Here is a 12,422-nt window from a genome sequence, read left to right on the forward strand (position 1 = left end):
CATACGTATGATACCTGGCAATGTTCTAATCAGCCTAAAACTCTAAAGTAAGCTGACTTGGCTGCTCGGGCTCCTCATCTTTTCTGAAATTAGATATACCCACTCCAATCAACCGTACGCCTTGCTCATCCAGTAGATCGTCTGCCATGAGTTGTTTCGCAATGGTGACATACTGTGCCTCGTCATTTATTGCTTGTTCCAAAGTTTTGCTTCGGGTGATTTGTCGGAAATCGGCATATTTTAGCTTCAGTGTCATCGTATGACCATCCGATGCTTTGCTTCTGTGGTATCGGTCATAGGAAATGTGAGCGATGCGATCAATCTCTTCCATGATATCGGCCATCTCATAGAGGTTGTCTTCAAAGGTTCGTTCCGCACTCACCGATTTTGTTTCCCGTACCGGCTGTACGCTTCGCGTATCAATACCTCTGGAAATATTGTAGTAATACTGTCCCGACTTTCCATAACGAAGTTTGAGGTCTTCCAGGCTTTTCTTTTTTAGGTCTTTCCCAGTAAAAATGCCTGCCTTGACCATTTTCTCAGCGGTCACTTTTCCGATTCCATGAAACCGATGAACAGGCAACGACGCAACAAAACCTTCGGCATCATCAGGTAAGATGACGTAAAGTCCATCGGGTTTATCCATATCGGAGGCCGTCTTGGCCAGAAACTTATTGTAAGAGATTCCGGCAGACGCAATAAGTCCGGTTCTCTCCTTGATTTTTTCCTTAATCTCTTGTGCAATCAAGGTTGCCGAGTTCAATCCGATCTTGTTTTGTGTGACATCCAGATAAGCCTCATCCAGTGATAGTGGCTCTACCAAATCCGTATATTCGAAAAACACCTCGCGTATCTGACTGGACAATTCTTTGTAGCGAGAAAAGCGAGGTGGCACGAATACCAAGTGTGGACATTGCTTAGCGGCTTTCGCTGATGGCATGGCAGACTTCACCCCAAACTTGCGAGCTTCGTAGCTTGCAGCGGCAACCACCCCACGTTGAGAATTGCCACCGACAGCCACAGGCTTTCCTCTCAGCTCAGGATTATCCAGCTGCTCTACGGATGCATAAAAGGCATCCATGTCAATATGTATGATCTTGCGATGGTCCATGATATACCTGGCAAAGAAATAACATCCAGTGACAACCCTGTGTCACAAAGACCACTGCCGATATTAAAAATTATCTATCATGGATAGGGTATTGAGAATTACATGCGCAATAATCAGAGGCCAAAGGTTTCTCCCAGTAACTACATAGGCGATACCAAAGACCAAACCAATCAGGCCTGTTGTTAATGATCGTTCGGATAGATCATATGAATGGCGGAATCCGAAGATTCCCGCCTGAAACAATACAGCCAATATTGTTGAAAATGGTACTTTAGAAAACAGCGATTCAAAGCGATTGAGAGAAAACCCTCTGTCTTGAAGTTCTTCCAGAAAGGATTCTATCCAGATAAAGAGAATAATTGAAAGAATGCTGGCAATGGATCGCTCGGCAGTGCTCACTGCTGAACCCGCTGCTGTCTGCTCAGCGGCTGAAAACATATCAGCAACAAAAATCTGGAAGAGTATCATGGTGATAACAGTGGTGACAAGCGTAACAGCCACAATAATTATCAGGGGTTTATAGCTTTCGGGCTTGGTTAAGCCGAGATCTTTCCATGATTGTTTCCTAAAGTAGAGCAGGAGGGTTGCTAAACCCACAGTAGCTGTTGTTTTAAAAACGGCGTTGCCCCAAAATCCAAGACTTTCAAAGTAGATGGTTCGGACAAAGAACATTAAACCGATAAAAAGAACTAGATCTAGAAGTGCTGCCAGCGGGCTTATTTGATTGGGGGATTTTTTCAATTGTCGTTTGATTAGGTCTAAACTCGGTAGTTAGTCTTGATAGATGCTGATTTATTATCATTAGTTACAAATATTATAGTTATTCATATCGTCATGTAACCTTTCCTAAACCGACTAGTATTTTATGAAAACTAATGAACTCAAAATGAAAAAAATCACAATCTTACTCCTCGTAGCAGGCATCTCCCTATCCGGGTTTGCCCAAGACACTGACAAAGCATCCAAAACCAAGGGCTTGAAGAAAGTGGAAAGCGTATCGCAACTTTCTCAATTGTCTGAGTTGTCTCAGCTTTCTGAATTGTCAAACCTTGCTGAGCTTTCCAGTTTGGCTGAGCTCGCTGCACTTTCCGAATTGTCGGAGCTCGCGGAGCTGTCCTCATTGGCCAATGAAGCAGTGCTGGTTGATCTCACTGAATTGGGAGTGGAGCTCAATATGGACATGATCAAGATGTTCTCTGACTTTGGAAACTATGCTGACTTTGGAAATTACGCAGAGTATATCAACTACGCGGATTACGGAACCGATGTAGATGTTGATTTCGATGAGATCCAAAAGTCAATAAAAGAGGCCATGAAGGATATCGATATCGAAAAAGAAAAAGAGTAAGGTTCAGGTTACCAGGTTTGGTTTCGGCCGAACCTGGTTTTTTATCACTAATTCGTAAAATAGCTTCCTCACTTTTGCGGCAACTAAATCCACGGTGAAAATAGAAGAACCACTTTTGCGGCAGCTAAATTTTCTGTAGAAATAGAAGAATCAGTTTTGCGGCAGCTAAATCCATGGTGAAAATAGAAGAACCACTTTGGCGGCAACTAAATCCACGGTGAAATCAGAAGAATCACTTTTGCGGCAACTAAATCCACGGTGAAAACAGAAGAATCACTTTTGCGACAGCTAAATCCACGGTGAAATCAGAAGAATCACTTTTGCGGCAACTAAATCCGCGGTGAAAATAGAAGAATCACTTTTGCGGCAGCTAAATCCACGGGGAAAACAGAAGAATCACTTTTGATTATCCATTTCCCCTCTTCCTCGCATAATGATTCTGCACCAGCTGCCCAAAGTAGACTTTGGATTCAACAAGCTCAAACTGTAGCTCGATGGGGAACTCGCCAAATAGGGAAGGCCCACCACCCAAGACTATAGGGAAAGCGGTAATGATCATCTCGTCGATTAAATCTTCCTTAAGAAAGCTCTGAATGGTACTTCCGCCATCAATGTAAAGCCGAGTATGTCCTTGTGCATGAATTTCCTCAAGTACTTCTTGCAAAGTTCCGCTGACTAGAAAAGCTTTACCCTTGTGGCTTTCCGGGATTTCTTTTAAGCTGTTGCTCAGCACATAGACCGGTTTCTGATATGGCCACTCTACATCAAATCCCAGCACGGTTTCGAAAGTGTTTCGTCCCATCACCATTGCATCAATGTCATTGGTAAAGGCGTAGTAGCCCATGTCCTCACCCTCAGGAATCTGAATAGAATCGAGCCAGGCAATCCCATCATTCCGATCGGCGATGCGCCCGTCCAGGCTGGTAGCTATGTATACGCTGTTTTTCTTATCCATGGGCTAGTCCTTTGATATCACAACCTTTTTGCCAATCAAATCAATTGATTTAAGTGAATTTACTAGATACTTGGCTACCGCCAAACGGCTGATCAATAAGCCGGGCTTTGGATAATTATCAAACGTTTCTCTCACGGGTTGCTTCCTTTTTGAATTGGTTAATCCAACAGGACGCACAATAGTCCAATCTACGTTTGACTCCTGAACGACCTTTTCTTGTCTTTCATGATCTGCATAGGCAACACCTATATTGCTGTTTTCAACAAACCACCGAAACCATCCCGGTAGATTTTCTTTTGTTTCTGCCACACCCCATGCAGAGCAAATTACCAGACGTTTGATCTCTTCTTCTTCAGCGAAAGGAATTAGTTGTCGCATCGTATCTGAAAGAAATTTTTTTGGAGTTCTGATTGAAGACCAGGGAAAGTCTGACTTTCTGGAGATATTAAGCACACTGATCACTGCATCACATCCAGCTAGGGCTTTTCTCAAATCTTCTCTCTTACTTGGATTCCCTTCGAGAATTGTAAGTCCCTCTTGTTTCTTGATACGTTTGGAATTTCTCGAAAGACAAGTCACACGGTAATCATTCTCAAGCGCATACTTGAGAACTAGCTTTCCTGTTCGTCCGGTAGCGCCAAGTATGAGGAGATTCATCTCACATTTTACTTCAACCCTTCCTGATCCAACAAGTACATCATGGCGCTCATGCTTGCCGCACCCAGCTCAAGTTCGCGCTGATCAATGGCTTCAAACACATCCGCAGGGGTGTGGTGATAGATAAAATACTTCTGTGTGCTTGGTCGCAGGCCAATAAGAAGTGTCCCCTGTGACCTCAATGGTCCAATGTCTGCACCGCCACCATTCTGATCAAAGTCCCAAACCCGATAGGGAAGGAAGTAGTCTCTCCATGCTTTGATCTGTGCTCTTTGCTCTTCTGTGCCTGAAGTGGAAAAGCCCAGTGGCTGAAACCCTCCAGAATCGGACTCCAGCGCAGCGATGTGCTTTTCACCTTTTTCTTTGGCCACTCTCGCATACTCCCGACCACCTCTGAGACCGTTTTCTTCATTCATCCACATTACTGCTCTGAGCGTACGCTTTGGCGTGATACCCAGTGCTTTGAATAGTCGAACCGCTTCAATCGCCTGCATGCACCCACTGCCATCGTCATGTGCACCTTCGCCTACATCCCACGAATCCAGATGTCCGCCCACTGCGATGATCTCATCCGGAACTTCTGAGCCTCGTAGTTCTCCGATGACATTGTATGAAAGTACATCAGGCAGCTGTTGGCAATGCGTCTCTATGTACACATTGAGTTTTTGTTCTTTCAATACCTGACTCAGCTTATCCGCATCATTGGTACTTATGGCCACAGCGGGTATTTGATTGATCAATGCTTTGTACCTCAATGATCCCGTATGGGGAATGTCATCTTGCCTGTTGGTAACCGAGCGAATGATAATGGCTTTGGCTCCATATTTAGCAGCTTCTGAAGCTCCTGAGGATCGTTGAACCACCGCACCTCCGTAAGCGCCGAAGGTGTTGATGATGGTAGGATCCATCCGGCCATTGTAAAATACAATCTTGCCTTCTAATTTCTTGCCGAGCTCATTCACCTCGTCTATGCCGCTCACCTCGATCACATCAGCAAGCACGCCCTCAGGACCTGTGCCCACGGAGTTGCCCAATGCCAGTGCATTGAAATCAATGGTGCCGTGCTTATCCGAATTCACCGCACGCACGATCTCTTTCTTGCCACGAACCCAATGTGGTACCATCACAGGTTGCAGGTATACCGTGTCGAACCCGTAAGATTCCATGAGCTGCTTCGTATACTCTACCGCAGCGGCAGCTTCAGGTGATCCTGACAATCGGTTTCCGATTTCTTTACACAATACCCGGAGGTCTTCATACACCCGGCCATTGGTCAATGCTTCGTTGTAGATGCTTTTGATTTGATCCTCATGCTGGGAGAATGCCAACATTGGAGCTAAAAGGGAGAGTAGTAAAATCTTTTTCATACGTTTCAATTTGTGCATTGAGTCATTGCCGCCTACGGTGACTTACCGCAATGTTATGCTCAATGAATTACCTGATCATCAGGGGCTGAAATTAACTGAATCGAATGCGCATTCAAAACGAGCTGTTACAAAAGGAAGAAAGTGTGGATTAGAGGCTGGCTACAATTTCCGGCATCACCCGATGACCACCATCATACCAATGTAATTGTGGCTCTCGACCCAGCGCCTTCTTTACAACCTCATTTTGTTGGGGTATCATCTCTTCTTTAAAGTAGATATCCTCTTTGCTGGTGTAATAGTGAATTCCTTCTTCACCGGTTAAATACTTCCAATCTTCAGGATTGGTATCCGGCGGAAATGTACCCGCCCAGATGATCATTTGATGAAATGGTACTTTAGCCTGTGCAGCATATCGTCCCATAGTAGCCGTGCCTTGAGAGAACCCAAAATAGATGAGTTGTTTGTTAGAAATGTCTCCAATCGTATGCAAAACAGCATCTATGTATGCGTATTGATTTTCAATTTCAGTCAAGCGGTCTTCCTTCGTCATCCAGGATGCGCCTACTCTGCCATAAACTCCGTTCAGATAATACTTGGAAAGACCTTGAGGAGCTATGATGAAATTTTTCTCCGGATCTAAATCCTCAAATTTTTTAATGAAGTATTCCGCCAACTGACCATACCCGTGAAAGACCAGCCAAACCCGTTCAGTTTTTTCAGTCAGCTTGTTTAAGGTGTGGTAGGAGGCTTTTATGGAAATGTTGATGTGGTGTTGCATTTTGAAAGTCCCCTCCTTGGAGGGGATTTAGGGATTGATGAGTTTATCGTAGATTTTATTGTAAAGATTTGATGACCTTGATGTGAAAACTAATATCAAATGGGTGGTAAATGAAATTGTTCGATGCATCACAACCCACCCCCGACCCCTCCAGAGAGGGAAGTAAATTATCCAGCTACCATTTGCATCATTAACCCACATAAATAAGCGCCGTAGGTTCCCAGTACATACCCTAAAACTGCCATCAATACACCCACAGGAGCTAAAGACGGATGAAACTCGGAGGCAATCACAGGTGCAGACGCCGCACCGCCAACATTGGCGGTACTGCCTACCGCAATAAAGAAATAAGGTGCTTTGATCAGTTTAGCCACAATAGCGAGCAGCAGTACGTGAAATAGAATCCAGGTGATTCCCAGAAAGAAGTATCCGGGATTCGAGAAGATCGCGAGGATATCCATGTTCATACCTATAGCCGCTACAAGTATGTAAATGAATGCCCTTCCGATTCTGGAAGCTCCGACACCCTCAAGCTCTCGAGCCTTGGTGAATGACAGGATCACTCCCAGGGTAGTAGCAATAACGACCAGCCAGAAAAATCCGGAAGTAAGGCTGTATTGCTGCAGCGCCGGGAATTGCTCCAGAAATGGAACAATTAAATCGGAACCAAAATGGGCGAATCCTGTGCAGGCAAAACCGACCATTAGCACTTTCATCAGGTCAGTCAAATCAGGAGTTTTGGAAACACTTGCCTGATAGTTTTCCATTTTCAGCTTCAATGCTTCGATAGCCGAAGAATCTGCTTTGAGCTTGCGATCAATGATTTTGGTTACCGCGACTCCTGCTATAAGTATTCCCAACCATGCATTCCCAACAATAATATCTACAGTTACCATGGTAGAAAATAATTCATCGCTCACCTCAAAGACTTCCTTCATGGTCGCTTGATTGGCACCACCACCAATCCATGAGCCGGCGATTGTCGTCATCCCACGCCAAACTTCATTGGGAGCTACACCTCCAACCAGATCCGGTGCGATTTGAGAAAAGATCATAATAGTAAGTGGCCCGCCGATCATGATGCCTACGGTTCCTGTCACAAACATGATTACTGCTTTCGATCCAAGCTTGGCAATTTCTTTTAGATCAACACTCAAAGTCAATAAAACCAAACTTGCAGGAAGAAGGTACCGCGATGCGACAAAATACAAATTCGATTTCGAGGGATCAATCAACCCAACTGCTTTCATGAGAGAAGGCAGAAAATAGCACACGAGCAGTGCCGGCACGTAAGAATAGAACTTCTTCCAAAATGGGTGATCCAAAGCCGAAGTGTAGAATACTGCACCGAGCATCAGCATCAGCATTCCAAAAATTACGGCATCATTTGTGATTAAAGGTTGGTCCATGGTTTTTTTGAATTAGCTTCAAGAATAATCATTATCATTGAGCATATCCATCTTTATTTTATTTTTGAAAAAAAATACGATTATGGGGAAAGGAGATAAAAAAACCAGAAGAGGTAAGATTTCTAAAGGTACATACGGAGCTTCAAGACCCAGAAGTGCCAATAGGAAGTCAGTTGCACAACCAGCAAAAAAAGCATCTAAAAAGAAATAATAAATGAGGATTATATGGCTGATCTGTCTTGCATTAGTTGTTAATGTAGGAGTGGGGCAAACGACATTTGTAGGGGTGAAGGCAGGAGGCCATGTTTCATCTACATTTATTGAACATACGGTATTTAACTTAAACCTGAATACCACATTTCTGCCTGGCGCGAGCGGGGGAGTGTTTGTAAAGTATCTTCCTAAACCCGGAAGCGCATTCCTAAACTCGGGGATTCAATTTGGCGTGAATTACGTACAAAAAGGCTGGAAGCAAACATTCCTTACGGACGAGCCTAGCTACTCAGCTCGAATGAACTACCTGGAGATCCCACTCGAAGGGTTTGGCTACTTTGGTGGCAAGAATAAATACTTTATCTCCGTTGGTTTATATATGGAGTTTCTCATGAGTTCGAGCCTGGATGCAGAGCCTGACAGCAACAATACCGGTGGTGCCGACTTCTATACTTATGATGAAACTCGCGATCGTGACGTTGGATATGGAGCTCGATTGGGCGGAGGTATCTTCAGAGAATTGTCCATCGGTACTTTCCAGGTGGAAGGATTTTTTAGCTACAGTTTCAGTAACTTTATTGACCCTGGAGACCTTACAACGGAGACACCGGACTTATCCAATCACTGGATGTTGGGATTTACTGTTGGGTACATGATTTCTTTTGGAGGAAACAAGAATGAATAAAGAAAAGCTAAGCAGACTGAAATATATGAACGTGCTATTGCTTCCGGCATTGGCATGGGTCAGTTTCAACACATATGGATGGCTCACCTACCTTCCGTTGATAGAATCATTTGTCATGATCCCTTTGTTAGAATTGGCCTTTAAGCCAAATCCGGAAAATCTGGCAACAGAGACAGAGGAAGAACGAAAAAAGGATCGGATTTTCGATTGGCAATTGTACATCATGGTACCAATCCAATTTGTTTTATTGGGTACGTTTCTAATTTCTATGCAAGAAGTGGGTTTGACTTTGGTTGACAAAATCGGCAGAATAACGGCCATGGGACTTATGTGCGGAGTGATAGGCATTAATGTAGCGCATGAGCTTGGTCACAGGAAGGAGAAATATGAACAGTTTATGGCAAAAGCTCTTTTGCTCACTTCTCTTTATATGCATTTCTTTATTGAGCACAACCGTGGGCATCATAGAAATGTAAGCACGAAAGAGGATCCTTCATCAGCTAGATATGGCGAGTGGTTATATACCTTTTGGATAAGATCCGTAGTGTTTGCTTATTTATCTGCCTGGCAGCTCGAAGCAGAGCGGTTAAAGAAAAAAGGAATGTCAGCTTTCTCGCTTCAAAATGAGATGCTCCAATTCCAACTGATCCAAATTGGATTTACAATAGGAATCGGACTCGTTTTTGGCTGGATGATCATGGGCTATTTCATACTTGCGGCAGTTATGGGATTCCTGCTACTGGAAACGGTGAATTACATTGAGCACTATGGATTAGAGCGTGATAGAAAAGGAGATACCTATGAGCGCGTAATGCCACATCACTCGTGGAATTCAGATCACAAGATCGGCCGCATTATTTTGTTTGAACTTTCCAGACACTCAGATCATCATTACATCGCTAGCAGAAAGTATCAGATACTCAGGCATATTGATGAAAGTCCGCAAATGCCTACCGGCTATCCGGGCATGATGATTTTAGCTACTATTCCTCCGCTGTGGTTTTCGATTATGAATCCGCGAATCAGGAAAATCAAATCAGAAGGACTGGCACAAGCAGCCTAAAGACTGAGCCAATAATTGATTTTAAATACGATTGCACGATTCCGGGTTTGGAATCCGTCCGTAATGTAATTGTCAGTATATACCAGAAATACGTCCGATACAGGTTTGAATCTCCATTGGAATCGGGAGTTATGCCCCAGATTTTCACTCTGAGAATTGTATTGGATGAAAGTCGTAAAAAACAGGTTGTTGCTAAGCGTTAAATCAAACCTTGGTCCGATGAGGTAAAGATCTGCATCGCTGTAGGGATCAGGTAAATCAATCCGGTTATACTCGCCATTCAATTCAATTTGCATAATCGGTGGAAGCCTGAATGTGAGACCTAATTCAGCATTGAAACGGTTGCCATTGAAGAATCCCCCATTTCTGACAAATGCACGGAAAATGAAATTTTTCCTTCTATCTGTTCGATAAAATATTTTGTAGCTCATCCAACTGTGCTCCGTGTTTTCGGCGAGCTCAACACCGTCTGAACCAGAAGGATCGAATCCTGAGGTGAGTGACACAAAGTTCCAATTGGCACCAATTTCAAGATAGGAGGTATTTAAAAATGAAAACTCATAGTCAAGGCCTGCATCGTTATCTAGTCTTTCCCAGTCGTTGGTGAGAACACCTCCAAAGCCAAGGTTCGGGCCATGACGTTGGAGCTCATTGCCTTCGCGCGTGAAGAAATTATACTCAGTGCCAATGCCATAATTGGTTACACCTGGCCGAGGCACAAAGCCCACTTCTGCATTGTGATTTTCTCCAATGCGCTGGAAATTGGTGCGAACACTAAATTCCGGTTTCTGGTAGCGAATAAAAGCACCGGTAGCATATTTCTCGTCGTTACTTGCATTCGGATCGAGCGAGCGGTGATAGAAAATATCCCCTTCCCAGCTATTATCCACGGTAGCGAGGTTATAGTCCAGTCCAAAAACGTAGTTGTACTCACTTAAAGTAATTAACGTGTCTTCTGCAGCCAGCTGATTACCAAACTGATCTTCCAGCTGGCCTGTATTTGCCAAAGTAGTAGAATCATATTCTACAGCTGAATTGCCCAGATTATTTCGGCCAACGAATATGGCACTTAGCCTGGATCGATTAAAAATCTGACGTTCCAAAACAGCAACCGAATAGTTTTGGGCAGGAGATATCTCTTCCGCTGTAGCATCTTCATTAGTTACCATATTCAACGCACCCACACGCCACTTACTCCCAATTTTACCACTCAAGCGAGCTCCGGCAATGATGGGCACATTTCTTCGCGTGTCACCAGAGCCCTGAATTCCAATTCTTCTGGAAAAGAAGGGTCGTGATCTGCCAAATCCTCCTTCTGCAAAAAGGTCCTGATTTTCAAGGAAAAATTGTCTTCGCTCGGGGAAGAAAATCTCAAAGCGCTGAAGGTTCGTGACCTGCTGATCAACTTCAACCTGAGAGAAGTCAGGATTGAAAGTAAGGTCTAGATTAAGCGAACTGGACACAGCCACTTTGGCATCAAATCCTGCTTGTAGATCAGATGTCGCAGGCTCACCCTCCTCATGATTCTTCCCCGCACTCGAAGCAACGTAAGGGATAAGCGTCACATTTGAGCCGGCAGATTTTGGAGGTGTATCCCAATTGATTTTACCGGAGAATGTCATGTTGCTAGGTCTGTAGCCCTGTGGCACCTGAATCCAGGCACTTTGTACATTGCTCTTTAAGTTGTTGCGCAACACCTGAATGTTCCACTGATCCACATTATTAAAGCGAATAGTCTTAAAAGGAATAGAGATTTCGGTGGACCAAAAATTATCTCCCTGATACACCTGGCTAAACCATTTGTTATCCCAATCGTCTCGTACACCGCCATCCAAAAGGACTAAGCCCTCTCGTTGTACATTATTCGGTGTTACCTGAAAGGTGAAGCCATTACTCTTATCATTATAAGGGTCGATGTACACAGCGACATTGTCATTCGATCCCCAATCAAAATCCCTTCTTAAGGTGGTAGAGATGTAGTCTCCGTCCCTGTAATCGTAACATATGATACCAATGATAACTGCCTTGTCTGTATAGGTTATCATAAACTGGGTACTATCTTCCGCAAGAGTGTAGTCAGTAGGGAATGTCTCTACAAAACCACCACCCCGAGGTAACCTTGACCAGATATCTTCATCCAATCTACCATCTATTTCAATAGGTTCATCAGCAATCCTCAATTCATAACTAACACCATCAGGTGTGTTTTGAGCATTACAGGTAAACCAAAAAATGGATAGAATAAAAAGTAGTTTACTCTTCGTTGCGTTCATCCATCGGGATTAAATGCTGATCAGCAATTGATCTTAAGAAATTACGATTAGAGTTGATGCTTGGGTCCTTATATATATATGCAGAAAGGTCTGCTATCACACCGGGTTTGTATCCAAGATTTAGTGCGATTTTCTCGCAAAACTTTATTTCATTGGAATGTACTTTACCATCGGCCTTCATCATTCGAATGATATTAAAGAGGTAATTGAATTTCTCATCAGGAGGTAAGTCCTTCAATTTTGGAATTGGACGCGGATTATTGACGATTTCAGCAGTCTTTTCTTCAGACAAACCAAGTCCATCAGCAATAAACATAATGAGTCTAAATTCCTCCTCTGCAACTACATTGTCAGCTTTTGATAAGTGAGCAAGTATGCTAATTTGTTCTTCATGCGATAACATGGCGGAAATTTAAGTTAAAAACATCAATAGCTGGATGGTCTTATACAAGTGGTTAAAAAAAGATAACAAAATTTTAGTTCCACTTGTTTTTTAAAAGTAAATACAATTAGCTTAGCGGCATAATGATGACAACTAAAACATATTGGTGGTGGAGATGCAA

Annotated in this window: 13 protein-coding genes; 4 read left to right on the forward strand and 9 right to left on the reverse strand. The window is 43.5% G+C overall.

The genetic code is table 11. The annotated features are described in order from the left end of the window. Positions 1-34 precede the first annotated feature (34 nt). Complete coding sequence (gene dinB, locus ACL8WY_RS16050; RefSeq protein WP_436515770.1) at positions 35-1,111, reverse strand: DNA polymerase IV; 1,077 nt, start codon at positions 1,109-1,111, stop codon at positions 35-37. A gap of 63 nt (positions 1,112-1,174) precedes the next feature. Next, the gene (locus ACL8WY_RS16055; protein WP_436515771.1) at positions 1,175-1,852 is read right to left on the reverse strand and encodes a CPBP family intramembrane glutamic endopeptidase; all 678 of its coding nucleotides are present in this window, start codon (positions 1,850-1,852) and stop codon (positions 1,175-1,177) included. A gap of 145 nt (positions 1,853-1,997) precedes the next feature. On the opposite strand from ACL8WY_RS16055, the gene ACL8WY_RS16060 reads away from it, so the two are divergent. Beyond that, on the forward strand, positions 1,998-2,459 hold the full coding sequence (locus ACL8WY_RS16060) for a hypothetical protein (protein WP_436515772.1): 462 nt from the start codon (positions 1,998-2,000) through the stop codon (positions 2,457-2,459). 406 nt (positions 2,460-2,865) lie between these two features. Here the strand turns inward: ACL8WY_RS16060 and ACL8WY_RS16065 are convergent, their stop codons facing one another. From ACL8WY_RS16065 to ACL8WY_RS16085, 5 genes are all read right to left on the reverse strand, one after another. Further along, positions 2,866-3,414: a dihydrofolate reductase family protein gene (locus tag ACL8WY_RS16065; protein ID WP_436515773.1), complete on the reverse strand. Its 549-nt coding sequence runs from the start codon at positions 3,412-3,414 to the stop codon at positions 2,866-2,868. A gap of 3 nt (positions 3,415-3,417) precedes the next feature. After that, a complete protein-coding gene (locus ACL8WY_RS16070) occupies positions 3,418-4,071 on the reverse strand; it encodes an NAD(P)-dependent oxidoreductase (RefSeq protein ID WP_436515774.1) in 654 nt (217 codons plus the stop codon). A gap of 8 nt (positions 4,072-4,079) precedes the next feature. After that, on the reverse strand, positions 4,080-5,438 hold the full coding sequence (locus tag ACL8WY_RS16075) for a M20/M25/M40 family metallo-hydrolase (protein WP_436515775.1): 1,359 nt from the start codon (positions 5,436-5,438) through the stop codon (positions 4,080-4,082). A 148-nt stretch (positions 5,439-5,586) separates the two neighbouring features. Beyond that, a complete protein-coding gene (locus ACL8WY_RS16080) occupies positions 5,587-6,216 on the reverse strand; it encodes an alpha/beta hydrolase (protein WP_436515776.1) in 630 nt (209 codons plus the stop codon). Positions 6,217-6,383: 167 nt separating this feature from the next. Further along, positions 6,384-7,625, reverse strand: a complete 1,242-nt coding sequence (locus ACL8WY_RS16085; protein WP_436515777.1) for a DUF819 family protein — start codon at positions 7,623-7,625, stop codon at positions 6,384-6,386. 82 nt (positions 7,626-7,707) lie between these two features. On the opposite strand from ACL8WY_RS16085, the gene ACL8WY_RS16090 reads away from it, so the two are divergent. The 3 genes from ACL8WY_RS16090 to ACL8WY_RS16100 are packed head-to-tail and all read left to right on the forward strand — an operon-like array spanning position 7,708 to position 9,586. Continuing rightward, positions 7,708-7,836 (forward strand): 30S ribosomal protein THX, encoded by a 129-nt coding sequence (locus tag ACL8WY_RS16090; protein ID WP_436515778.1) that lies wholly within the window; start codon positions 7,708-7,710, stop codon positions 7,834-7,836. Between the two features lie 3 nt (positions 7,837-7,839). Next, positions 7,840-8,523 (forward strand): outer membrane beta-barrel protein, encoded by a 684-nt coding sequence (locus ACL8WY_RS16095; RefSeq protein ID WP_436515779.1) that lies wholly within the window; start codon positions 7,840-7,842, stop codon positions 8,521-8,523. Then, positions 8,516-9,586, forward strand: coding sequence for an alkane 1-monooxygenase (locus tag ACL8WY_RS16100; RefSeq protein WP_436515780.1), 1,071 nt, complete (start codon positions 8,516-8,518; stop codon positions 9,584-9,586). The genes ACL8WY_RS16095 and ACL8WY_RS16100 overlap by 8 nt, the downstream gene beginning before the upstream one ends. Here the strand turns inward: ACL8WY_RS16100 and ACL8WY_RS16105 are convergent. Both ACL8WY_RS16105 and ACL8WY_RS16110 read right to left on the reverse strand, forming a co-directional pair. After that, positions 9,583-11,859 carry a DUF5916 domain-containing protein gene (locus ACL8WY_RS16105; protein ID WP_436515781.1) on the reverse strand — a complete coding sequence of 759 codons (2,277 nt, stop codon included), beginning with the start codon at positions 11,857-11,859 and terminating at the stop codon, positions 9,583-9,585. The two genes, ACL8WY_RS16100 and ACL8WY_RS16105, sit on opposite strands and share 4 nt — an antisense overlap. Then, positions 11,840-12,262, reverse strand: a complete 423-nt coding sequence (locus ACL8WY_RS16110) for a TerB family tellurite resistance protein (protein ID WP_436515782.1) — start codon at positions 12,260-12,262, stop codon at positions 11,840-11,842. Before ACL8WY_RS16110 ends, ACL8WY_RS16105 begins: the two co-directional genes overlap by 20 nt. Positions 12,263-12,422 lie beyond the last annotated feature (160 nt).

Source organism: Ekhidna algicida (genome assembly GCF_051379705.1).
Lineage (GTDB): Bacteria > Bacteroidota > Bacteroidia > Cytophagales > Cyclobacteriaceae > Ekhidna.